At 36.1% G+C, this 25,072-nt stretch carries 22 protein-coding genes and 2 pseudogenes; 5 read left to right on the top strand and 19 right to left on the bottom strand.

What is annotated here, in order from left to right:
- The first annotated feature begins 2 nt into the window (after nt 1-2).
- Entirely contained in the window at nt 3-380 is a 378-nt protein-coding gene (locus BTHG_RS26655) for an Hsp20/alpha crystallin family protein (protein ID WP_010282206.1), read from the top strand.
- 40 nt (nt 381-420) lie between these two features.
- Here BTHG_RS26655 and BTHG_RS03140 read toward each other — a convergent pair whose 3' ends face one another.
- On the bottom strand, nt 421-1,680 hold the full coding sequence (locus BTHG_RS03140) for a SpoIID/LytB domain-containing protein (protein ID WP_010282207.1): 1,260 nt from the start codon (nt 1,678-1,680) through the stop codon (nt 421-423).
- 132 nt (nt 1,681-1,812) lie between these two features.
- Here BTHG_RS03140 and BTHG_RS03145 point away from each other — a divergent pair, with 132 nt between their 5' ends.
- Nucleotides 1,813-2,244 carry a DUF2621 domain-containing protein gene (locus BTHG_RS03145; RefSeq protein WP_010282211.1) on the top strand — a complete coding sequence of 144 codons (432 nt, stop codon included), beginning with the start codon at nt 1,813-1,815 and terminating at the stop codon, nt 2,242-2,244.
- A gap of 42 nt (nt 2,245-2,286) precedes the next feature.
- On the opposite strand, the gene BTHG_RS03150 is transcribed toward BTHG_RS03145, so the two are convergent.
- Genes BTHG_RS03150 through BTHG_RS03160 form a run of 3 tightly spaced genes read right to left on the bottom strand, consistent with a single transcriptional unit; the run spans nt 2,287 to nt 3,942 of the window.
- On the bottom strand, nt 2,287-2,802 hold the full coding sequence (locus tag BTHG_RS03150; protein WP_010282213.1) for a CcdC family protein: 516 nt from the start codon (nt 2,800-2,802) through the stop codon (nt 2,287-2,289).
- Nucleotides 2,803-2,827: 25 nt separating this feature from the next.
- Entirely contained in the window at nt 2,828-3,193 is a 366-nt protein-coding gene (locus BTHG_RS03155; RefSeq protein ID WP_010282216.1) for a response regulator, read from the bottom strand.
- A gap of 41 nt (nt 3,194-3,234) precedes the next feature.
- A complete protein-coding gene (locus BTHG_RS03160) occupies nt 3,235-3,942 on the bottom strand; it encodes a cytochrome c biogenesis CcdA family protein (RefSeq protein WP_010282217.1) in 708 nt (235 codons plus the stop codon).
- Between the two features lie 210 nt (nt 3,943-4,152).
- On the opposite strand from BTHG_RS03160, the gene BTHG_RS03165 reads away from it, so the two are divergent.
- The gene (locus BTHG_RS03165) at nt 4,153-4,326 is read left to right on the top strand and encodes an aspartyl-phosphate phosphatase Spo0E family protein (RefSeq protein ID WP_010282218.1); all 174 of its coding nucleotides are present in this window, start codon (nt 4,153-4,155) and stop codon (nt 4,324-4,326) included.
- Nucleotides 4,327-4,334: 8 nt separating this feature from the next.
- Here BTHG_RS03165 and BTHG_RS03170 read toward each other — a convergent pair whose 3' ends face one another.
- Both BTHG_RS03170 and BTHG_RS03175 read right to left on the bottom strand, forming a co-directional pair.
- Nucleotides 4,335-6,119, bottom strand: coding sequence for an ABC transporter ATP-binding protein (locus BTHG_RS03170; RefSeq protein WP_010282219.1), 1,785 nt, complete (start codon nt 6,117-6,119; stop codon nt 4,335-4,337).
- On the bottom strand, nt 6,116-7,870 hold the full coding sequence (locus tag BTHG_RS03175) for an ABC transporter transmembrane domain-containing protein (RefSeq protein WP_010282220.1): 1,755 nt from the start codon (nt 7,868-7,870) through the stop codon (nt 6,116-6,118). Before BTHG_RS03175 ends, BTHG_RS03170 begins: the two co-directional genes overlap by 4 nt.
- Nucleotides 7,871-8,023: 153 nt before the next feature.
- On the opposite strand from BTHG_RS03175, the gene BTHG_RS03180 reads away from it, so the two are divergent.
- On the top strand, nt 8,024-8,413 hold the full coding sequence (locus BTHG_RS03180) for a VOC family protein (protein WP_010282221.1): 390 nt from the start codon (nt 8,024-8,026) through the stop codon (nt 8,411-8,413).
- Between the two features lie 87 nt (nt 8,414-8,500).
- On the opposite strand, the gene BTHG_RS03185 is transcribed toward BTHG_RS03180, so the two are convergent.
- The 4 genes from BTHG_RS03185 to BTHG_RS03200 form a co-directional block, all read right to left on the bottom strand.
- On the bottom strand, nt 8,501-8,725 hold the full coding sequence (locus BTHG_RS03185) for a YneF family protein (RefSeq protein ID WP_010282222.1): 225 nt from the start codon (nt 8,723-8,725) through the stop codon (nt 8,501-8,503).
- Nucleotides 8,726-8,815: 90 nt separating this feature from the next.
- Nucleotides 8,816-9,256, bottom strand: a complete 441-nt coding sequence (gene sirA, locus BTHG_RS03190; protein ID WP_010282224.1) for a sporulation inhibitor of replication protein SirA — start codon at nt 9,254-9,256, stop codon at nt 8,816-8,818.
- A gap of 145 nt (nt 9,257-9,401) precedes the next feature.
- On the bottom strand, nt 9,402-11,405 hold the full coding sequence (gene tkt, locus BTHG_RS03195; protein WP_010282225.1) for a transketolase: 2,004 nt from the start codon (nt 11,403-11,405) through the stop codon (nt 9,402-9,404).
- 116 nt (nt 11,406-11,521) lie between these two features.
- Nucleotides 11,522-11,752 (bottom strand): DUF896 domain-containing protein, encoded by a 231-nt coding sequence (locus tag BTHG_RS03200; RefSeq protein WP_010282226.1) that lies wholly within the window; start codon nt 11,750-11,752, stop codon nt 11,522-11,524.
- Between the two features lie 408 nt (nt 11,753-12,160).
- On the opposite strand from BTHG_RS03200, the gene lexA reads away from it, so the two are divergent.
- Nucleotides 12,161-12,787 carry a transcriptional repressor LexA gene (lexA, locus tag BTHG_RS03210; protein ID WP_010282227.1) on the top strand — a complete coding sequence of 209 codons (627 nt, stop codon included), beginning with the start codon at nt 12,161-12,163 and terminating at the stop codon, nt 12,785-12,787.
- 182 nt (nt 12,788-12,969) lie between these two features.
- On the opposite strand, the gene glnA is transcribed toward lexA, so the two are convergent.
- The 9 genes and pseudogenes from glnA to mutS form a co-directional block, all read right to left on the bottom strand.
- A complete protein-coding gene (glnA, locus tag BTHG_RS03215) occupies nt 12,970-14,304 on the bottom strand; it encodes a type I glutamate--ammonia ligase (protein ID WP_010282230.1) in 1,335 nt (444 codons plus the stop codon).
- A gap of 51 nt (nt 14,305-14,355) precedes the next feature.
- On the bottom strand, nt 14,356-14,757 hold the full coding sequence (locus BTHG_RS03220; protein WP_010282235.1) for a MerR family transcriptional regulator: 402 nt from the start codon (nt 14,755-14,757) through the stop codon (nt 14,356-14,358).
- 114 nt (nt 14,758-14,871) lie between these two features.
- Nucleotides 14,872-16,152 (bottom strand): methionine gamma-lyase family protein, encoded by a 1,281-nt coding sequence (locus tag BTHG_RS03225; protein WP_010282238.1) that lies wholly within the window; start codon nt 16,150-16,152, stop codon nt 14,872-14,874.
- A gap of 12 nt (nt 16,153-16,164) precedes the next feature.
- Nucleotides 16,165-17,406, bottom strand: a complete 1,242-nt coding sequence (gene hflX / locus BTHG_RS03230) for a GTPase HflX (protein WP_042341531.1) — start codon at nt 17,404-17,406, stop codon at nt 16,165-16,167.
- 119 nt (nt 17,407-17,525) lie between these two features.
- A complete protein-coding gene (spoVK, locus tag BTHG_RS03235; RefSeq protein ID WP_087947065.1) occupies nt 17,526-18,452 on the bottom strand; it encodes a stage V sporulation protein K in 927 nt (308 codons plus the stop codon).
- 520 nt (nt 18,453-18,972) lie between these two features.
- Nucleotides 18,973-19,197 carry an RNA chaperone Hfq gene (gene hfq, locus BTHG_RS03240; protein ID WP_010282243.1) on the bottom strand — a complete coding sequence of 75 codons (225 nt, stop codon included), beginning with the start codon at nt 19,195-19,197 and terminating at the stop codon, nt 18,973-18,975.
- A 92-nt stretch (nt 19,198-19,289) separates the two neighbouring features.
- The gene (gene miaA, locus BTHG_RS03245; protein ID WP_010282246.1) at nt 19,290-20,237 is read right to left on the bottom strand and encodes a tRNA (adenosine(37)-N6)-dimethylallyltransferase MiaA; all 948 of its coding nucleotides are present in this window, start codon (nt 20,235-20,237) and stop codon (nt 19,290-19,292) included.
- A 182-nt stretch (nt 20,238-20,419) separates the two neighbouring features.
- A pseudogene (mutL, locus tag BTHG_RS24165) lies at nt 20,420-22,310 on the bottom strand (DNA mismatch repair endonuclease MutL).
- A gap of 77 nt (nt 22,311-22,387) precedes the next feature.
- Nucleotides 22,388-24,984: pseudogene (gene mutS / locus BTHG_RS24170) on the bottom strand (DNA mismatch repair protein MutS).
- Nucleotides 24,985-25,072 lie beyond the last annotated feature (88 nt).

Here is a 25,072-nt window from a genome sequence, read left to right on the forward strand (position 1 = left end):
ACATGAATAATTTCGATGATTCAAATCCTTTATCCTTAAATGGCTTGGAGGAATGGATGAGACAGTTTCTTGAAGACCCGTATCTATTAGATGATTATCAATTTAGAATTGATTTATTTGAAACACAAAATGAATATATCATCGAGGCTGAACTCTTTGGATATCAGCCCGAGCAGATTCAGTTAAACGTAAAAAACGATACCTTCCACATCAAATTGACAAATTGCGAAGAACCTCCAGATGAGACAGTATTAACAGAAAGAGTCGTTACACTTCCGTTTGAATTAGAAAAAAGGAAAATTGAAGCACTGTTTCGAAATGAAATCCTTGAAATATATATTAAAAAGAATGGCAAACGTAAAAAAAGAAAAGCAAAATAAATATAAAAGTCCTGTAAAACACTACAGGACCTTTTCTAATTCACTTATTTTCAAAATTTATGATGGTTGTACCCGGAAAATAAAATTGAATAATCTCATCATATTTTTTTCCTTTATCCCCCATAATACTTGCTCCCCATTGACTCATCCCAACTCCATGCCCAAAGCCTCTTCCCCTCATCACATATTTCGTTTCATCCGATTCAAGTGAATCAATATAATAACTTTTAAAAATAGCTCCCCCAATCATTGGCCGAATCCGATTTAAATTCACATTCTCCAATGTCACATTTCCTAAAAGGATTGTACCATCAATTAATCTTTGTAAAAATTCAACTTCAATGGAACCTGTTATGGAGCGATTTGATTGATATTTTTTCGGATGCACCTCGAATTTAGGAATCGAAAGGATGACAATATCCCCAGCATACCCTTGACGATTGATTGATTTCTTCATGACATCAGTTATGTTTTTATCTTTTTCTCGGAGCCCGTCCCAAGCTTTAACATTCTCCCAATCAATGTCCTCAAGATTAATTTGAAGTTTCGACAACGTAAATTCCCACGGGTGGATTGGATCAAATGGGTCTTCTTTAATCGGATAGAATGATTTGCTCGCTCCTCCCCATACATTTTTATTATTTTCGGTCATTCCGCCATTACTTGCTGAATAAAAAGCATCAATTAATTTATTATCATATGTAATAACCTGACCCTTTGTAGCTTCAACAGCCTTTGTTGTACGTACATTCCATGCATAACCACCATATACCTGATAATACGTTGTATCATCCATATCCTCTTTTAAATGAGAAACGGCGTAGGTTCTAGCAGCTAGCGCTTGGGCCTTTAAGGCCTCGATATTCCATGAAGGAAATACCTCAAGCGGGACAACCCCTTTTAAATAATCCTCTAATGGAAGCTGATTAACGGGTCGTACAAAATGATTATTTTCGACTTGAAATTCCATTGCACCTAAATAGGGACGTTCATCTATATAGACACGATACGTCTCATTATAGCTTCGAGGGATTAATGCAAAGCTGTTTTCAACCTGTTGATTAATTTCTCCTCCTTTTAGATACAAGTTCCCATTTTTAACATATAACCGGTAATTCACTCCTTCCTGTAATGATAAAGTCGGGTCTAAAGTGAAATATTCCCCCTTGAATCGAAGTTGAACTTCATCTGCATTCCCGACGAAATTTTCAAGCCGAACACGTACCATCTCTTCTGCATCTCCAGTATAGATGCCAGTTACAAATAAAAATATAAACGTAAAAAATAGTATCTTTTTCATATCCGTATAATTCCCATTTACTATGTTTAATATGAAGTTCTAAAATTTCATAGTTTTTTATTAAAATGATAGTTCTTTCTTTTAAAACACTTGTTATATAAGGTATAATGTTCCATTGAGGTGAACATTTTCATGCAGCAGTTATCTGGATGGTTTTTATGGTTTATTTTATTATGGGTAGTCTTTTTTATCACAATCCTTGGAATTGGCGGCTTTTTTATGTTCAGAAAGTTTTTAAAGAAACTTCCCAAGGAAGATGGAAAGTCAGATTTAGATTGGCAAGATTATTACATAGAACAAACGCGTCATTTATGGCCGAGCGATCAAAAGGCTTTATTAGAGGATTTAGTGAAACCAGTACCAGAGCTTTTCCGCGATGTTGCTAGACAGAAAATTGCTGGTAAAATTGGTGAACTCGCACTTACAGAAAAAGCAAACCAAATTTCACAGGACCTAGTTGTCCGAGGATATATTATAGCCACACCGAAGCGTGACCATAAATTTTTATTAAAAACCTTACAAGAAAAACAAATAGATGTTACTCCTTATAAGGAATTGTTTTAAGTTTATAAAGCAAAAACCTCGGTTTTCAGAACCGGGGTTTTTTTATAATGCCGAAGCAAGTTTTTTATATTTCACAAACATGGCTATCCTCCATGGAACAATCATCGAGAAAGCAAGAATCCAGAACATTCCACTTAATTCTCCAAAATCAATTGTAGAACTTAATACTGACTTCAAAACAATCCGGATTGCCAATAAACCTACTAGAATATAAATAAACGCTTTTGAACGTTTAAGATATATATCATTTTCTCTTATTTCAAATGATGAAGTTTTTATTAAAAGAGTGGAAAAAAGCATTCCAACAATAACAGCTTCAGTAATCTCGATAGGCGTTACACGAAACATTGGATGTACAAACATGAGTGCTCCAGTGCTCATAAATACAGGGGGCAAAATAATCTTTTTTACAGATGCTGGTTTTTGGGATGATTTCGTTCTTAAAAAGGTTACGAAAATCGCCATCATAATTGCGACTATCGAAGATGCTATTACCAAAAGAATCAGTCCTTTTTTCTTATCGTCTGAAAATTGTATTGTATAGCGACTGAAACCCATTTAAGAAATTCTTTCTTAAATGGGTTTACGTTAAATGTAAAACTCTATTAACAGCCTCAACAACTCGACTATCGTCAAATGGTTTCACGATATAATCTTTTGCTCCAGCCGAGATTGCGTCAACGACCATTTTTTGCTGCCCCATAGCAGAACACATAATTATTTTTGCCTTTGGGTCGATTTCTTTGATTGCTTTGAGAGCATCAATGCCATTCATTTCTGGCATGGTTATATCCATTGTAACCAGGTCCGGTTTTGTTTCTTTATATTTATCAATCGCTTCTATTCCATTTTCTGCTTCTGACACAACCTCATGATCTGCATTCATTAATATATCTGTAAGGGTAAGTCTCATAAATTTCGCATCATCAACTACCAAAATCCTAGCCACTGCAAGTCCCCCTTGAAAATATCACTCAGGTACCAATTCGACTAAAAACCTGTAAATCCTCCAAAGATAGCAGTTGCATATGCAATTATTTTTGTCATCCAGTCAAAATATAGTATAATCCCCATAATGATCATTGCATATCCACCAATTTTTACTATTTTTATACTGTTTTTTCGAATCCATTGTAAACGCCCAATAAAAAATGAAAGTATGAGGAACGGAATCGAAAATCCTAATGAATACATTACCATGTAAAGCATTGCAGAATCAGGATTAGTACCCGCGAGCGCAATAACAGACATTAAAATAGGTCCCATACATGGTGTCCAACCAGCGGCGAACGCCATTCCAATAAAGATTGATCCAACATATCCTGCGGGTCGATGTTTGAACTCTATTTTACGATCTTTCATTAAGAATCCAGGCTTAATAATACCAAGTACTACAAGACCAAAGAAAATAATGAGAATCGCACCAATCTGACGAATTAAGTCTTTATAATCGCTAAATATTTGGCCAACAAAAGATGTTCCAAATCCAAGCATAACGAAAATAATGGAAAAACCAACTAAAAAGAAAATCGTATGTAAAATACTCCGTTTTTGTAGCATTGCATTGTCTGACTTTAATTCACTAACAGATGCGCCCGTTATATACGATAAAAATGCTGGATATAAGGGTAAACAACATGGTGAAATAAAGGATAAAAAGCCTGCACCAAAAGCAAGAAACACATTTACATCAGCCATTTTAACAACTCCTAAATTGATCATCATTATCATTCTAGCAAATAATTATACATATTCATAATTATTAATATGAAAGTTTTGTGTCTAACACGAGTCCAGTGTTGAATATATTTCCAAGCAAGTTTTTTACCAAGTATTTACCATATATGATATACTATAATATAACTCGTCCAAGACGGAACTAATTTATCTACGAAAGGGTTATTCCTTGTGTCTAAAGAACAACTTCTACTAAAAATTGAACAAAAAAGAACTGAACTGGTTGAAATTGTCTTGAAACACGGTTTTACTGCGGCCTATACCATTAAAGTGAGCCAGGATTTAGATAGCCTTTTAAATGAATATAATGCAGGAAGAACACAAAAAAGCCTCTCGAATTCTTGAGAGGCTTCTTACATGATTGCATTTTCAACCTTATCTAGACTACCATTCTGTAATAAATACAATTTATAATATAGCCCTTTTTGAGAAAGAAGCTCTTGGTGTGTTCCTCTTTCTACGATTTCTCCTTGATGAAGTACTAAAATTAGATTGGCATCTTGAATCGTTGATAATCTGTGGGCAATTGCGATTGTCGTTCTTCCCCGCCTCATTTTTTTGAGCGCCTTTTGAATTTCTTCCTCTGTTTCTGTATCGATGTTTGCTGTAGCTTCATCCAAAACCAAAATTTTCGGATTCGTCACAATCGTACGTGCAAATGCCAATAGCTGCCTTTGGCCACTTGAGAATGTTGATCCGCGCTCCACTACCTGATAATCATAACCGTCTTCCAACTTTTTAATAAAATTGTCTACCTGAACGAACTTAGCTGCTTCTTCAATATCCTGATCTGTAATATCTGGGTTGTTTAATCGAAGATTTTCCTTTACGGTCCCAACAAATAAAAATGGATCCTGGAGCACTAAACCGATTTTCTGACGAAGCTCCTTATTGTCAAAAGATTTAATCGAGTGTCCATCAATTAATATATCTCCATGTTCAATATCGTAAAATCTCATCAATAGATTTATTATTGAACTTTTCCCACTTCCTGTATGACCGACAAGCGCTACTGTTTCACCTTGTTTTGCTGTAAATGAAATGTTTTTTAAGATATCTCGCTTTCCATCATAAGAAAAGCTCACACCTTTGAATTCGATTTCGCCTTTTTCAATCACGGGATTCTCGCTACCTATTGTTTGTGGAGCTAGCTCATCATGGTCAAGTATTTCAAATACGCGTTGGGATGCAACTACTGCCTGTTGGAGGAGAGATAAACGCATCATCATATTATTAACCGGCTCGAAAAATCGTTCAAGATAATTCACAAATGCATATAGAACACCAATTTCAATCGGACTTTCAAGTGCGGATATACCGAAAAAGCTTAACACCATAATAATTGTTACGATATATATGAAATCAACAGCCGGTCTTAATAACAACCCGTCAAGCTTAATATTTTTTATACCAGCCTGATAATGTGCATCATTAATTTCAGCAAACTCACGACGTAATCTTCTTTCTTGTCGAAATACCTGAATGATTGCCATTCCTTGAAGTGATTCATTTAGCTTTGCATTTAACTGACTGATTCGTTCCCTCATGTCATGATAGTATCTAGAACTGTATTTTCGGTATGTTTGCATCAATATAAACAAAATTGGGATGAGTACTAAGCAAAAAAGGGCAAGCTGCACATTTAAATAGAACATCGCAATAAAAACCCCGACTAAAAACACACCATTTTGTACAAACGTGGCGACAACCTCGACAAACATATCCTTAATGGCTTCGGTATCATTTGTAACTCTTGAAACAATAGTTCCCCCTGGCGTTTTATCAAAATACTTGAGTCCAAGCTTGTGTACCTTTGTAAAAACCTCAATTCGCATTTCCCGAATAATCGTTAAAGCAATTTTTTGAAATTTCACCAACTGGAAATACTGAAGAATCACCTTTGAAAAATGAATAAAAAGATAGATTGTCCCTAGGATTACTAATGGTTCAATCGGAAGATTACGTGGTGTTAGATAATCATCGATAAAAATTTTAATTAAAATTGGGCCAACAATGTCTGCAAGAGTAGCTAGTAATAACAATGCAAATGCAAATACGAATTCACGAGCATGAGGTTTCGTATAGGAAAGCAGTCGTTTTAATGCACGCCTTTGGTCTTTTTTCGTCATTTTGTTCATGAGTTACCCTCCATGCGGGCAAGAGTTTCAAGTTGCTGGCGGTGATACATATCACGATACCACCCTTTCTGTTCCATAAGGTCGTCGTGCGTACCATGCTGAGCGATCCTGCCATCTTCTATTACAAGAATTTGATTTGCGTGCTGGATTGCACTTAAACGATGGGATGTAATTACCGTCGTTTTACCTTCTCGGTTTTCCCGTAACGCACGCAATATCTCCTCTTCTGTCTTGGCATCAACTGCCGACAAAGAATCATCAAGAATTAATATTTCTGGGTTCATCAAAAGAGCTCTAGCAATTGAAATACGCTGTTTTTGCCCTCCTGATAATGAAACTCCACGCTCACCAACAATAGTTTCATAGCCATCTGTGAACTGTAGGATATCATCATGAATAGTAGCAAGTTTCGCAACTTGGATAATTTCATTCATTGAGGCATCTGGTTTTGCAAATGCAATATTATCTGCGACTGTTGCTGAAAAAAGAAAATGATCCTGTGGAACATAACCAATTCCTTTTCGTAAAGCATCAAGTGTAAATGACTTTATTTCCTTATCCCCAATTAAAATCTGACCTTCATAGCCTTCAATTTCACGAATTAACAGTTTTAACAGTGTTGTTTTACCCGCACCCGTTTTTCCAACAATACCGAGTGTATGACCTCGTTCTAAGGTAAAATCAATTTCCTCAAGAGTTTGCTTTTGTTCACCTGGATAAGAAAATGTAGAAATTGTATAAGCTACATCACCTGTTGGTGTTGCTTCACTAGCATTCTCACAATCTGTTATTTCCATAGGTTCAGCAAGCAGCTTTGAAACACGGTCATAGGAGGCTCTTCCCCGCTCCACTATATTAAATAACCAACCGAAAGCTAGTAACGGCCAAATCAACAGACCTAAATATGTTGTAAATGTGACCAACTCTCCAAGTGTCATTTCGCCTGCTAGAACATATCTAGAACCAAACACTAAAGCAAGGAAAAATGAAATACCTACTATTAAAGAGATAGTCGGATCATAGAGTGCATCAACTTTTGCCACGGCAAGATTTTTCTGCACGACATCATCTGATTGCTTTCGAAAAACATTTGTATCCTCGTCCTCTTGACCAAATGTTTTAATAACCTTTATTCCACTTACACTTTCTTGAACTTTATCATTAAGGCTGGAAAAAGCCTCCTGGGCCTTATGAAAACGCTTGTGTAAAAGTGTTCCATAATAGTTTGTAGAAAGTGCCATAAAAGGTAATGGAATAAGACAGATTAACGTAAGCTTCCAGTTTATCGTGATTGCCATCGTTAATAATACAAACCCTCCGGTCGCTAGCGAATCGACCAAAGTTAATACACCCGAGCCAGCTGTTTGTTGAATCGCTTGTAAATCATTTGTCGAATGTGCCATTAGGTCGCCAATCCTTCTCTTTTGGAAGAAGCCCTGTGACATTTTCGTAAAATGTTCATATAGCTGATTCCTTAGTAATCTAGCTAATTTTACAGAAGAGCCAAATATCATGATTCTCCAAAGGAACCGAACAATATAAACGGTACATGCGGTTGCAAATAAAATACTCAACCATTTATATAGTTTTTCTTTTGTAAGTGTTCCTTGAGCAATAAAATCAACCGTCATACCAATAACTTTTGGTGGAACAAGTTCCAATAAAGCAACTATCATTAATAAAAAAATACCAGTGAGATATGATTTTTTCTCTTGATTGAAAAACCACATTAAATCCTTAAAGATTTTCATCCTATAATCCTCCGAAAGACGAATAAGTGCCATAATAGTTTACCAAATTTTTAAAATTTCAGGAAGATATAACCAGACACAAATGAGAAATAAATGCAAAATAGTATATTTTTTATTATAATGACTTTAGATTAAAAATTGAGGTGAATATTCATGATTAAGTATAAGGAACTTCATCATGTGAGCTTATCAGTTACAAATCTCGAAAAAGCAAAGGATTTTTATAGCAATATTCTGTGTTTAAATGAAATAAACCGTCCTGATTTTGATTTTTCAGGTGCTTGGTATGAAATTGGTAATCAACAATTACATTTAATCGTTTTACCTGAATCCCAAACGATTCGAAAGGATAAAAGCATCAGCAGCCGCGAAGGTCATTTTGCACTTAAGGTAGATAATTATTACGACACGTTAAATTGGTTATCAATGCATAATGTAACTGTTCTCGAAAAACCGGACAGCGTCAGCGGTTTTGCACAAATTTTTTGCTTGGACCCTGACGGAAATATCATTGAATTGAACGTGGACCAAAGAGATTTATAATCGTGACAGCAAAAAAGCCACTTTTTTAGTGAGTTCTCACTAGAAAAGTGGCTTTTTATGGGAGTTGGATGTAAACCTTCCAACTTTTTATTGCTTGTCCATTTGACCATTCATTGCTTTTAGCATTTGATTGATCTTCTTTTGAGATGGCTTTTGACCCATTTGCATCATCATTACTTTTAGCATTTGCTCATTGATTGGTGGATTTTTCTTTAAGTAATTCATCATGTATTTACGTGCAATAAAAAATCCTAATGCAACGCCACCAAGTAAAGCTATCACGATTAATAAGATAGCTAACCATATTTGCATCATACAAAAACTTCCTCCTTCATGTTGTCTCATTACAGTGTACTAAACCATTAGTAATTATACAATATTTGTTTTATGTTTTCCTAGCATTTATATTAACTTTCTTTCCTTAATAGGAGTAAGCCACCCATATTTATTCGCAGAAAAATCCATTGCAAGAAAACACCGATCATATTTGCGTAGGATTTCAAAAAAAGCTGTTTCAGCTTCATAGCTACCTGAGGACTGCAGTTGTATGTATTCATTATGTATCGTTAGTTTTGCAAAGCTATTAAATTCATTCCAATCAATAGTGTGTATATGACTTTGATGATTATAGTAGAAATAGTGAGCAAGGCTTGCTTCGATTTTTTGTTGGATGCGTAAGGTTGGTATCGACCTTGTAATAAATTCAATCTGTTTATTAAGTATTTCTTTCCGTTCATGTTTGGATTGGCTATATTCTAAAAATAGATGATAGATTAGTGATTCACGACCAAAGTAATGAGTTGCAAATTCTTCTTCTATTAAATAAATGTAGTACTCTCTCATACCCTTTCCTCCTAATACTATCTGTTAGTGATAGTATATTCGAAAGAGTCTGTGTTTTTTGTCTGAAGCTGGAGTAAGAATCGTCTAGTTTTGTCGAAACCTTTGTTTATATAGAAAAGGGGCCCGATTCGACCCCTTTATTTGCTTATTGAAGCAATTGTTTTACTCGATTTATCACGTTTTCAACTGAGAAGCCATATTCCTTCATAACAATTTCTCCTGGTGCAGAGGCACCGAATCCATGAATACCAAGGATATCCCCTTCATCACCCGTATACCTTTCCCATCCAAGTGGAGTTGCCATTTCAATTGCTAAACGTTTTTTCACATTTTTAGGAAGGACAGATTCTTTGTATTCTTTTGATTGTGCCTCGAAACGATCCCACGAAGGCATACTTATAACTGACACCTCAATATTTTCACTAGCAAGTTGTTTTTGAGCCTCAACCGCAAGACTAACCTCAGATCCTGTTGCTAATAAAAGAGCAGCCGGTTGTCCTGACTTTGCAGGTGATACAACATATGCACCTTTTTGTACACCTTCATATGCATTCTCTGCTGTTCCTTCTAATGTTGGTAAGTTCTGTCTCGTTAAAATGAGCGCTGTTGGCACATCTTTTGACTCGATAGCGGTTCTCCATGCAGCTGCCGTTTCATTTCCATCTGCTGGTCTTATGACAGATAAATTTGGCATTGCACGTAATGCTGGCAGTTGTTCAACCGGCTCATGTGTTGGTCCATCCTCACCTACCGCGATACTATCATGCGTAAACACATAAGTAACTGGAATTTTCATAAGTGCAGCGAGTCTTATCGCCGGTCGTAAATAATCGGAGAACACAAAAAATGTTCCACCAAACACTTTAAGACCTCCATGAAGAGCCATACCATTTAAAGCGGCACCCATTGCAAATTCACGAACCCCGAACCAAATATTGCGGCCACTATAATCATTTGGCATAAAATCGTCAGCATCTTTAATCATCGTTTTATTCGATCCCGCTAAATCTGCAGAACCACCAAAAAATTGAGGCACGCTTTGTGCAATTGCATTTAACGCTTCACCAGATGAAGCACGTGTAGCTAGCGACTTACCTACCTCATAGACTGGCAACGTTTTCTCCCACCCTTCCGGAAGTTTGCAATCGATTGCCATTTCTAACTGATTCCCAAGCTCAGGGTTGCTTTCTTTATAACTATTGAACAATTGAGTCCATTCCTGTTCAATTTTTTCGCCAGCCATTTTCACTGTTTCCTCAAAATGAGCATAAACTTCACTTGGAACATGAAAATCATTTTCAAACGTCCAATTATAAGCCTCTTTAGTTAGTTTTAATTCGTCGGCACCTAGTGGTTCACCATGTGCTTTTGATTTTCCAGCACGATTTGGAGAACCATAGCCAATTGTAGTTCGAACCTCAATAAGAGTTGGGCGATTTACATCACCCTTTGCTTCTTCAATTGCTTTGTCAATTGCTTCAACGTCATTTCCATCCTCGACTCGAAGATACTGCCATCCATATGCCTTATATCGTTGTTCAACTGATTCTGAGAACGCTTGATCCAGGTCACCATCAAGTGAGATATCATTTGAATCATATAACACTATTAGACGCCCTAATTTCAAATGAGCAGCAAGCGATGAAGCTTCTCCAGAAACGCCTTCCATTAGGTCACCATCACCACAGATGGCGTATGTATGATGGTTAATAATTTCAAATGAGTCCTTATTATATACACCTGCTAAATGACGTTCTGCCATTGCCATCCCAACAGCCATTGCGATACCTTGCCCAAGGGGACCTGTTGTTGCATCGACCCCAGACGTATGCCCATATTCAGGATGTCCTGGTGTTTTACTTCCCCACTGACGAAATTGTTTTAAATCATCAATTGTTAAATCATAGCCAGATAGATGAAGCATGCTGTATAAAAGGGCAGATCCATGTCCTGCAGATAAAACAAAACGATCGCGGTTAAACCAATTTGGATTTTTCGGATTATGCTTCATATGTCGTGTCCAAAGAGTATATGTCATTGGTGCTGCACCCATAGGCATTCCCGGGTGTCCTGAATTTGCTTTTTCAACAGCATCGATAGAAAGCGTTCGAATCGACGCTATTGATAAGTCCGTTATTGAATGTGTCATAATACAATTCATCCTTTCAAAAGATTCTAATGAAGAACTAACTTGATGTAAAACAGTTCATTCTTATGTAGTATGCACAAAAAGAAAAGAATACATAGAAATCTATGTATTCTTTGTTAATGTAATCTTTTCCGCTTACTATCTTTTAATTTTTCCGGGGTTACATCATTACCCTCTGGGTCAATAACCTTTACTGAATGTAATGTATTAGTCATTGAATTTCTAAAAACATGTAAATACTCCTGTCTCAGTTCTTTCTGTTCTTCCTTTTCTTTATCCGTCAGGCCCACTGTCTTCGCTTTTTTAGCAAGAATATTGATCCGATCTAATTTATCTTTTGAAAGCATAATTTTACTCCTTGTATAATCTTTTCTAAATCATAGTTCATAGTACTAAATGAAAAGACTATTTACAAGTATTTCACTTTTTTATCTAGTTGGCTGTGATAAAAACCATACCCATACTTAGTAAAACAAATAGTACATAATAGATAAATCCGCCTTGTAATTTCTTTAACATCTAATATTCACTCCTACAGAATGTTTGTTCGTATTTTATGTTTTTATTATATACCGAACAAATGTTTTGTGTCAACAAATATTCGAACTTATGTTTGTATAATCATGTAAAACATGCTATACTCAACTTAAGAAATTCGGTTTTTGTCGAAATCACAAGTAGACAATCCGAAGAGGATGAAATCGAGAATGAGATACATATAAAATGAAATTAAGAATGTAAGGGGATGAGTGCAGATGACAACAAAGCTTTCAAAAAGACAGCAGGATATATTGAATTATATTAAGCAGGAAGTTAAAGATAAGGGCTACCCACCTTCCGTAAGGGAAATTGGTGAAGCTGTCGGACTAGCATCAAGCTCGACAGTCCACGGGCATTTGTCCAGACTTGAAAGCAAAGGCTTAATTCGAAGAGACCCAACAAAACCACGTGCTATTGAAATATTACAAGTAGATGAAAGTGAAGCAATACCTACTGCGAACGTTGTGAATGTACCAGTAATCGGTAAAGTAACAGCGGGTCAACCAATAACAGCAGTGGAAAATATTGAAGAGTACTTTCCATTACCAGATCGTTTCGCGGCCCATGATGACCAAATCTTTATGCTAGAAATCATGGGTGATAGTATGATAGAAGCCGGTATTCTAAATGGAGACTATGTTATTGTTAGACAACAACATTCAGCAAACAATGGGGATATAGTTGTCGCAATGACAGAAGACGATGAAGCCACTGTAAAACGTTTCTTCAAAGAAAAGGATCATATTCGATTACAGCCCGAGAATTCTATGCTCGAACCAATTATCTTAAAAAACGTATCCATCTTAGGGAAAGTCATTGGTGTATACCGCACGATTCACTAAAATCAAAAGGAACATTTCTTACTGAAATGTTCCTTTTTTATGAAGAAGACCCCTAACAAATGTTAAGGGTCTCTTTTATTTAACAAATCTAGACTCATCTGCTCTTTGGTCTGGCCAAATACTACTGAAGGTTGAGCACGTCTGATACTTGTTACATAAGGCTTAATCACCTTACGCTTTTCTTAATACATGGTCATGTACTGTTCTCTTTCCCATGGATGAACTTGTGTTCTAAACATATCCCATTCAATTTCTTTTGCTTCAACAAAATGTTCGAACAAATGTCCACCCAATGCTTTGATTAGCACTTCATCCCCTTTTAATTTTTCTAGGGCAAGCGCTAATGTTGGTGGTAAATCAACAATTCCTGCTTCGTTACGCTCCTCTTTGTTCATAACATAGATGTTTCTATCAACAGGAGCTGGTGGTGTAAGTTTGTTCTTAATACCATCTAAACCTGCGGCTAGCAACACAGCCATAGCCATATAAGGGTTCGCTGATGGGTCAACTGAACGCACCTCAACACGAGTACTTAATCCACGTGAAGCGGGGATACGAACTAGCGGACTTCTATTTTGAGCAGACCAAGCAACATAACAAGGTGCTTCATAACCCGGAACTAAACGTTTATATGAGTTTACAGTTGGGTTTGTAACAGCAGTAAAGTTCGGCGCATGTTTTAAAACACCTGCAATGAAATGTCTTGCATTGTCACTTAATTGTAAGTCTGCATTCGGATCGAAAAATGCATTTTCTCCACCTTTGAACAATGAGAGATTACAGTGCATTCCAGATCCAGCTACACCAAACAACGGTTTTGGCATGAAAGTTGCGTGTAAACCATGTTTACGTGCAATTGTTTTAACAACCAGTTTAAACGTTTGAATTTCATCACAAGCAGTAAGAGCATCTTCGTATTTAAAATCGATTTCATGCTGTCCAGGTGCTACTTCATGGTGAGAAGCTTCAATTTCAAATCCCATTTCCTCAAGCTCTAAAACGATATCACGACGGCAATTTTCACCAAGGTCTGTTGGAGCTAAGTCAAAGTATCCACCGTTATCATTCAACTCAAGTGTTGGTTCTCCTTTTTCATCTAATTTAAATAAGAAAAATTCAGGTTCAGGTCCGAGATTGAAATTCGTAAATCCTAGTTCTTCCATTTCTTTTAAGACTCTCTTTAAGTTATTACGAGGGTCACCTTCAAATGGAGTACCATCAGCATTATGAATATCACAAATTAAACGTGCAACCTTCCCTTTTTCAGCAGTCCACGGGAAAACTACCCATGTATCTAAGTCAGGAAAAAGGTACATATCAGATTCTTCAATACGCACAAAACCTTCGATTGAAGAACCATCAAACATCATCTTGTTACTCAATGCTTTTTCTAATTGACTTACAGGAATTTCAACATTTTTAATTGTTCCAAGAATATCTGTAAATTGTAATCGAATAAATTTTACATTTTCTTCATTTGCTAAACGAAAAATATCATCTTTCGTATATTTGGACATTACGTTTTCCTCCCCAAACCTTGTTGTAAGTATCGTTTTTTAAACCCTTTTTTAATGAAAAAATCTTGACATATCATTATGATGGGGACTCGATTGCTTCTTAAATCTTCCTGCTTGAAGCAATTCATTCCTTAATAGTCTTCTTAGCTCAGAATTAGATATTTCTTGTTTCACAGGTTCCACCGGCTTTTCATCAACAACTGTGTTACGATTTTGGACTACGAAAATTTGTTTAATCCCTGCTAAGTTGACTTTTTGTTCGATTAGGTTTTTTATTTCAAGTAATCGATCAACGTCATTAAATGAATATAGTCTTCGATTTGTTTCAGTTCTTGCAGGAGAGACCAGCCCATTTTCCTCATAATATCGGATTTGCCGAGCGGATAATTCAGTTAATTGCATAACAATTCCAATTGGAAAGAGCGGCATTGAACGTCGAATTTCGTCACTCATATTTGTGGTCCTCCTTTTGCAATGAATAAATTGATTTTAAATGATGTTAGATTATCTGTCAACACCATGTTAGAAAATCTAACATGACTTTTTTAAAAAAATAAACAGAGGAAATTAACCCTCTGTTTGAATGGTAATGAGTTGTTTTGAAAGTAATTGATTTAACGCTAAACAGATTGCAATTTTTACATGTGAATATGTTAAACCACCTTGAACATATGCTACAAATGGTGGACGCGTTGGACCGTCTGCTGTTAATTCAATGCTCGCACCTTGAATAAACGTACCCGCTGCCATTATCACATCATCCTCATAACCGGGCATAGAGCTTGGGTACGGAGTGACATGAGAATTCACTGGAGACGCAAACTGAATAGCTTGGCAAAAAGCAACCATCATGTCTTTATTATCAAATTGAACAGATTGAATTAGATCAGTACGCTCACAATTCCAGCTGGGTTCTGTTTTTAGGCCGATTTTTTCTAAAATTGCTGCAGTAAATACAGCTCCTTTTAATGCTTGTCCTACAATATGAGGTGCAAGGAAGAGTCCTTGGTACATTTCTTGCAGGGTGTAAAGAGATGCTCCTGCCTCTGCTCCAATTCCAGGAGATGTCATTCGATATGAACATGCTTCAACAAGTTCTTTTTTCCCAACTAAATAACCACCTGTTTTTGCAAGTCCACCCCCAGGGTTTTTTATAAGTGATCCTGCAATTAAATCGGCTCCAACATGACAAGGTTCCTGAAGTTCAACAAATTCACCATAACAATTATCCACGAATACAACAACATCGGGTTTTATTTGCTTCACAAAGTGAATCATTTCTCTGATTTCTTCAATTGTAAAGGAGGGTCTTGTCGCATAACCCTTTGAACGCTGGATTCCAATCATCTTTGTATTCTCATGAATAGCATTCTTTATTGCTTCAAAATCTGGTCTTCCTTCTGGTGTTAAGTCAACAGTGTTATAGCCGATATGAAAATCCTTTAAAGATCCATTTCCCGAACCTCTAATACCCACAATCTCCTCTAATGTATCATATGGATTTCCTGTAATATAAAGCAACTCATCATTAGGTCGTAACACCCCAAACAACGCAATTGAAATGGCATGTGTCCCTGAAATGATTTGCGGACGCACAAGCGCAGCTTCACCACCGAAAATTTGCGCATAAACAGCTTCTAATGTATCTCTCCCAATGTCATCATAACCATAACCAGTTGACGGGATAAAATGAGAATCACTCACTCGATTATCTTGAAAGCTTTTTAATACACGATATTGGTTATAATCGATACTTTTTTCTATTTTTGTATGTACTGCTTTAATTTGTTGTTCTGTTTCTTCAACTAATTCGGATATTAGTTGACCATAATCTAATTCTGTAAACATTGTACTTCCCCTTTATGAATAAAAATCTCGTAGTTGCCCTACTAAGGAATGATTTGAAAAAATAAAACCTGTACAATCATATTTTTCCTCATTCTCATTGTATCGTAGTTCTTTTAAAATCGTTTCTTGTTTTAAATATGCCAATAACCTGCCCTCTGAACTTGGTAGTGACACCTTGTATTGCTCCATCTCCTCAATCATTGAATCTTCAATTCTTGTCTTAATCAAGATTAAATCATTTTCTTCAAAAGCACTTACTAAAATCGATTTAGATTTTGAAGAAGGTACAAAATCAGGGTGAACTTTATCTTTTTTATTATAAAGTGTTAAAATCGGTATCGATTCCACACCTAGTTCATCTAAAAGTTTTACTACTGTTTTTTCATGATTGAAATAATCAGGGTTTGAGGAATCCACAACATGAACAATTAAATCTGCTTCCTTAACTTCTTCTAAAGTGGAACGAAAAGCAGCAATAAGTGAAGTTGGCAAATCCTGAATAAAACCAACTGTATCTGTTAAAAGAGTTGTTAGTCCACAAGGAAGAATCATTTTACGAGTCATCGGGTCAAGAGTTGCAAATAATAAATTTTCTTCAAATGAATCTGCTTCAGTTAATCTATTAAATAAGGTCGATTTCCCCGCATTTGTATAACCTACTAACGCGATTTGATATGTATTGTTTTTCTTTCTTCGCTCACGATAACGTTCACGGTGTTGTACAATAACTGACAATTGATTTTTAATATCATCAATTCGTTTATGGATATGTCGTCTATCTGTCTCGAGTTTTGTTTCTCCGGGACCTCGTGTTCCAATTCCTCCACCGAGTCTTGATAATTCAATGCCTTTCCCAGTTAGTCGGGGAAGGAGATATTGGAGCTGTGCCAATTCTACTTGTAGTTTACCCTCTTTGGAATTCGCTCTAGTGGCAAAGATATCAAGGATAAGCTGTGTTCTGTCAATTACTCTAGCCTGAAGCTTAGAGGATAAATTCCTTACCTGACTTGGTGATAATTCATCATTAAAAATGATAATATCCGGTTCCAGTTCTTCCTCAAGACTAACGAGTTCTTCCACCTTACCTTTTCCAATGTATGTTGCTGGGTGAACTCGTTCCCGCTTTTGCGTAACAGTCATTATTACCTGACCCTTTGCAGTTTTCGTCAATGACTGTAATTCTTCGAGTGAATATTGAAACCGATTCTCGTCATCATTTTGTATGTGACAACCCACAAGTATGGCTTTTTCCATTTCTTTTTTATGTTCGTTTGCCAATAAATTTACCCACTTTCATGAAAGGTCTATTTCTTTAAGCTATCATACCAAATTTAACATAGAAATGAAATAAACCGCCCACTAAGGCGGCCGGATTATTCTTTAAAAATCAAATCCTGTGTTCTAATTGTTTGAAGCTCCTGTTTACTATACGAATCATCGATTAAGAGCCTCATTGCTTGTGTACGAATGGATTTTTCGATGACGTTCCGAACATAACGACCATTGCTAAATTTTCCAGGCGAAGAATCCATTTTTACCGTAAGTAAATGCTCTCGTAATTTACGCTCCGCTTCTTGGCTAAAAATATATTCACGCTCAATCATCATTTTTGCTGAAATTTCCATTAACTGATCAACAGTATAATCTGGAAAATCAATTACAAGTGGAAAACGAGAATATAGTCCTGGATTTAAAGATAGGAAATGGTCCATTTCTTTCGAATAACCTGCTAAAATTAAAACGAACTCATGTTGCTTATCTTCCATATGCTTCACAAGGGTATCGATGGCTTCCTTACCAAAATCCTTTTCTCCTCCTCTTGCGAGTGAATACGCCTCGTCAATAAATAAAATGCCACCAATCGCCTTTTTAATCAAATCTCTCGTTTTTTGAGCGGTGTGGCCAATGTATTCTCCGACTAGGTCGGCTCTTTCTGCTTCAATCAAATGTCCCTTAGATAGAACATTCATTCGGAGAAATAATTTACCTAACAATCTGGCTACCGTTGTTTTCCCTGTTCCTGGGTTTCCTTTAAACATCATATGAAGTGCCTGCTTCTCTGCTTTTAAACCTTGTTCCTCACGTTTTTTATTAATATAAATCCAAGCATATATTTCCTTTATCATTTTCTTCATTTCTTCCATTCCAACAAGAGCACTCATTTCTTCTTCGATTTCCTTAAGAGCTGCATGCTTTGTCTGGATTTTCGTTGCAACCGCTTCTTTTGATGTTGAGTGCATAACCTTTAATTTCTTTTTTTCACCATTTAAAATTACATTTATTTGTCCATTGTTCTTCATTGTAATTGGTTGGTCCAAGAGCTCTCACCTCTCATTTTGTGTACATTATACGTTGTTAGGTTCATTTCGTGACAAAAGCCCAAGGAAAAAACAAAAGCGCATGCGCCTTTTGAGCGGAACATCGACTAACTACCGCCACGTGCTGTGGCGAACATCGATGTCAGCACATCCTCGAAAATGCTTTGCATTTCTTCGTGCGATGATTATGCTCCCGAAGCCTTTCTTGTAATGTGCAAGTCCGACAAGCACAATGCAGGCCGTCCTTGACGGAACGAATTGTGACCTCAAGGGGCTAGGCGCTGGAGCTAGACGTAGAACGTTGACTTTTTTCCTTTTTATTTCTACAATTTTCTCACTTTTATTACAAACGACTCTTGCTTTTTGTCAAAGATTGCGCTTTCCCAGAAAATATTTATCCATAACACTATATGTATATGAGGTAATTTATAAATCTTGAAGAAAAAATAGACAAGACGAAAAAAACAACCCTACTTTCAAAAGTAGGGTTGTTTTTTGTTTGTTATTCAAGCTCAAGCTTAATATTTTTTTGTGGGGCAAATGTAGAAATGGCATGCTTATAAATAAGCTGTTGCTTCCCTTCTGTTTCCAATAAAACTGTAAAATTATCAAACCCTTTTACTAAACCTCGTAATTGATATCCATTTAATAAGAATACAGTTACAAATGTCCCATCCTTACGTAATTGATTTAAAATTTGGTCTTGAATATTGATTGCTTGTTTCATGAACTGTCCTCCTCTATATCTTCCCGCAGAATGCTGGAACTGCATTGCCCTATTTAGGACAAAACGATAATATCCTATTATTATCTATTCTCTTAAATTTCTAGCTTTCCTGCTATATATTTATAAATTTCATTAAATTTTTCGTCAAACTCATTTTCCATTGACATATCAAACCATTTTACATCCATTTTATTTCGAAACCATGTTAATTGTCGCTTTGCATATCTGCGCGTATTTTGCTTAAGGTCATTAATGGCTTCATCTAGTGATAGTTTTCCATCTAAATAACTATAAAGTTCTTTATATCCGATTGCTTGGATAGACTGACAATTTCTTAACCCTCTAGAATAGAAAGCTGATACTTCGTCAAGTAACCCTGTCTCTACCATCAAGTCCACCCTTTTGTTAATTCGATCATACAACAGCTCTCGATCCATCGTTAAACCGATGAGAACCAAATCGTATAGAAGCTCATGCTTTTGGCCTTCCATATATTCGGTCATCGTTTTGCCGGTTGTTTTAAAAATTTCAAGGGCACGAATAACTCTTCTAACATTGTTAGGGTGAATTCGTTCTGCACTGTTTGGATCGATTTCTTTAAGTTCCTGAAAAAGAGTTTCAATCCCCCTTTCGGCAACTTGTTGTTCAAGTAATTTCCGATAGTCAGAATCAGAGGCTTCATTTGTGAACTGATAATCATAAATGACAGATTGAATATAAAGCCCTGTACCGCCTACAATCATCGGTAGTTTTCCGCGTTTATGTATTTCTGTAATTAATTTTCTAACAACTTCTTGAAATTCAACAACCGAAAAACTCTCATTGGGTTCTTTAATATCGATAAGATGATGGGGAATACCTTCCATTTCATCTCTTGTAATTTTGGCGGTACCGATATCCATACCTTTATAGATTTGCATGGAATCTCCACTAATGATTTCGGCATTTAGTTTCTTAGCAAGCTCTATACTTAATTTCGTTTTTCCAACAGCGGTTGGACCAATTAGAACGACCAGTTTCTCTTTTTTCGATTCTTCCAATCAATCACTACCTTTACTTCAATTCATACTATTATCGTAACACAGATAATAAGACGAATACTAAATTATTATATCCAAATCAGAATAGAAAATAACATTTTATCTAAACTTCTATACGACTTTCGTCTTATATGGGGAAAACTCGCCAATTCAGCGAGTTTTCAACCCTTTTTCCATTTCTATTACATAACACGTTTAAACATTTTTTTCCATTTCATAGGTCGAATGATGTATGATGATAGGGCGACCGTGTGGACATGTAAAAGGATCACTGGTTTTACGAAGTGTTTCAAGTAATGCAAAGATTTCATCATTCCGTAAATGATGATTTGCTTTAATTGATCCTTTACAGCTCATCATAATAGCAGCTGCCTCTCTTAATTTCTTAATATCTATTTTCTTATCATTAAGCACTTGTTCAATTATTTCCTCAATTATTTCCTTTTCATCACCCTTCGGAAACCATTGGGGATGAGAGCGAACGATATAACTGTTATGGCCAAATGGCTCAAGAAAAACACCTACTTGTTCTAAATCCTGTTTATGTGCATTTATGCTGATGCATTCATCTGTTGAATATTCTAAGGTAATTGGGAGTAGTAATTCCTGGAGATTAGAAATATTCTGTCCGACCTTTTCCTTGAAATATTCATATTTAATTCGTTCCTGTGCAGCATGCTGGTCAATAATATATAACCCTTTTTCATTTTGAGCTAGGATATAAGTTCCATGCATTTGACCAATTGGATACATCACAGGCACCCGTTCTTCTTCATTCATCGCCTGTTCAGTACTTGTAAAATCTGTCTCTTCATACTCTTCTAGGACTACACTTCTCTCATCTTCATATTCAGCAATCATTACGTTCTCCGACTCATATAATGGTTCCTGGTTAGAAGACGGGATTTTTGTGGTTTGTTTTTCGAAAACTGTTTCCTCTTTATTCGGAACCTCTTGGACTGTCTCATTATATCGATGAATAATTGGTTGTTGAGGTTCATTTTTTATGGAATGTTGAAAAACAAATTCTTGTTGCTCTGATTTTTGTTTTTCTTTCTTTATCGGATATGCTGCATCCGGAATTAATTGTTTATGTTTAAAAACATCTTTAATCCCTTCATCTATTAATAGATTTAACTCCTGTTCCTTACTAATTCTTACTTCAAGTTTTGCAGGATGGACGTTCACATCAACTAATAGTGGGTCCATTTGAATATCTAACAATACAATTGGAAATCTGCCAATCGGTAAAAGAGTATGATAACCTTGTTGAATGGCTTTAACAAGTGGATAGTTTCGAATATATCTACCATTAATAATGGTTGAGATATAATTTCTCGATGCTCTTGTTACCTCTGGCATTGATACAAAGCCTTCTACTGTAAAATCCAAAGATTGAAGATGGATTGGAACCATTTTTTTCGCAATCCCTAAACCATAAATTGCTGCAAGTACTTGCCTAACATCTCCATTTCCGCTTGTATATAAGAGTCGTTTTCCATTATGAAGTAAACGAATTGAAATTTCTGGATGAGCAAGGGCGATTCGATTTACCGCATCCGTAATATTACCCAACTCAGTATGAACAGTTTTTAAATATTTCAAGCGTGCCGGTGTGTTATAAAAGAGATTAGATACTGTAATATCAGTCCCTTTGCGACTACTGGTAGATTTTTTCCAGACTACCTGGCCACCTTTTATTAGAATATGTGTGCCTGAATTGTCCCCAGTGCTTGTCTTCATTTCAAGCTCGGATACAGAGGCAATACTAGGAAGTGCCTCTCCTCTAAAACCTAACGTTCTTATGCGAAATAAATCATTTTCGTCCTTGATTTTACTTGTTGCATGACGATGAAAGGCATTTACGCAATCCTCACTATCCATTCCGTCTCCATTATCGATTATGCGAATTTTGGACAGGCCCGCTTCTTCAATCTCAATTTCAATTATTGTACTGTTTGCGTCTATGGCATTCTCGACTAATTCTTTCACAACAGAGGCCGGGCGTTCAACAACTTCTCCGGCCGCTATTTTATTTGAAAGAAGGTCATCAAGCTGGATGATTTTTCCCATGCCCTCACCTCATTTTCTTAGGGGATGTTCAAAAAAACACCAGATAATAAGCTCCGTTGATTTTTTGAACACTCATTTTATCTTTTTAATTTTTTTTGAATTTCATATAGCTTGTTCATAGCTTCCAAAGGTGTAATACCTAAAATGTCCATTTCTTTAATAGTTTCCAATACAGCCTTCTCCGCAGAAGAGACCTGCATTTCTTCTTTTTGATACGGTACTTTAGTTTCCTCGAAAAATGAAAGTTGTTGATTGTCTGGGTGATCGATTGACTCATCTTTTGTCACAACTACTTCCTTTTGGCTTTGTTCTAGCTGTGACAAAATTTCATTGGCCCGTTTAATTAAGTTTTCAGGTAGTTCAGCAAGCTTTGCTACATGAATCCCGTAACTTTTATCTGCCGCCCCTTCTTTAATCTTATGAAGAAAGACAACATTGTCATTTTCTTCAATCGCACTCACATGTACATTTACTAGATTTTCTAATTTTGATTCTAAATCGGTTAGCTCATGATAATGAGTAGAAAATAATGTGTGGGCTCCGATATTTTGATGAATATACTCAATAATTGCCTGAGCTAGAGCCATTCCATCATAGGTTGACGTTCCACGTCCTATTTCGTCAAATAATAATAAGCTCTTTGATGTTGCATTCACAATAGCATTTTTAGCTTCGAGCATCTCCACCATAAATGTACTTTGCCCTGAGATTAAATCATCTGCCGCACCAATTCGTGTAAATACTTGATCATAAATTGGTAAAACAGCTTCACTTGCCGGAACAAAACAGCCAATTTGTGCCAAGATCGAGGTAAGAGCAATTTGTCTCATATACGTACTCTTACCTGACATATTTGGACCAGTAATAAGAAGTAAGGATCGATCATGTTCCATCACACAATCATTTGGTACATATTCCTGTGCTTGCATCACCTTTTCCACTACAGGATGGCGTCCATCTTTAATAGAAAGCTCGTCCTCTGAGAAACGTGGCATACAATAGTGGCGTTCTTCACTTATCGTTGCAAAGCATTGCAGTACATCTAGCTCACTGATTATCTTTGCTAAAGCCTGAAGTCTCGGAATATAGGCTTTTACCTGTTCACGAATATCAAGAAAAATTTCATATTCCAATTGGATAATCTTTTCCTCTGCCTCAAGGATTAATGTTTCTTTTCCTTTAGTTCAGGTGTGATAAAGCGCTCCGCGTTTGCTAATGTTTGCTTTCTTTCATACATACCTTCTGGTAAAAAGTGTAAATTAGACTTTGTCACTTCAATATAGTAACCAAACACACGGTTATATCCAATTTTCAAAGACTTAATGCCCGTTTTTTCTCGCTCCTGCTTTTCCAAGGAAGCAATCCAGGATTTCCCGTTTCGACTTGCATCTCGATATTTATCAAGTGTAGCATTAAATCCATCCTGAATGATATTTCCTTCTTTAATCGAAAGTGGTGGCGATTCCTTGATTGAACGCTGAAGAAGGTCCGTTAAAGACTCACAAAGGTCCATTTGTTTTCCTAGATTGTTTGCATATGGATGGTGTAACTGAGTCACAAGTTTATAAATTCCTGGAACCTGTTCCAGCGATTTCTTTAGCTGTAAAAGGTCTCTTGCATTCACATTTCCATAAGCTACTCTTCCAGCAAGACGTTCAAGATCATAAACTTCCTTTAACAAATCCCTTAATTCGAGCCGTTCAAAATATTGTTCTATGAAGGTTTGAACCATATTTAAACGGGCTTCAATTTCTGTTTTATTTAATAATGGTCTATCAATCCACTGTTTTAACAACCGTCCACCCATTGCAGTAACTGTTTGGTCTAATAGCCATAATAAAGAACCCTTCTTGCCTTTACTTCGAATGGTTTCAGTAAGTTCCAAATTACGTTTTGAATAAAGATCAATTTTCATAAATTGATTTGTATAATAAACCTGGACCTTTTGGAGATGATCAAGAGATCGTTTTTGAGTTTTCATTAAATAATTTAATAATCTTCCAAAGGTGATGAGCAATTTCTCATCCTTAAGGTCTTCGGTAATCCGTTGTAAATGAACATCTATTGTACTATTGTCTTCATGAGAAATCGTTACTTGGCACCGTTCAATCATTGCTTTTTTATATTTCTCATCAAAATCAGATGGAACGACAACCTCTTTTACACCATTCGCATAAATTTCTCCGACGACATCTTCAAAATAGGACGACAATAAAGAAGCCCTGTTTTCTCCAGTTGTTAAGTCTGTTAATGCAAATCCAAAATAACCATCTGAAAAAGTCGATAAAGAAGCTATAAAATTATTTTCTTTATCTGAAAGATTCTTACCCTCCATTACAGTACCGGGTGTAATTAATTGAATAACTTCACGTTTCACGACACCTTTTGCCTGTTTTGGATCTTCAGTTTGCTCACAAATTGCAACTTTATATCCTTGATTAACTAATTGTTCAATATAGCCTGCAGCTGCGTGATAGGGTACCCCACACATCGGGATTTTTTCACCCACTCCGCCTTCTCTTCCAGTTAAGGTAATCTCTAAAACTTGTGATGCTTTGACTGCATCTTCAAAAAACATTTCATAAAAGTCACCAAGTCGAAAAAATAAAAAGGCATCTTGATAATCTGCCTTAATCGTTAAATATTGCTTTATCATCGGCGTATACTCTGCCATTTTATAAATCCCCCCAACAAACATTGATTCTTTCAATATTATATCATAACTTAAAAAAGTAAAGGGAAAGACTTGTCTTCCATAAAAT

This window comes from Bacillus timonensis, assembly GCF_000285535.1.
GTDB lineage: Bacteria > Bacillota > Bacilli > Bacillales > Bacillaceae_L > Ferdinandcohnia > Ferdinandcohnia timonensis.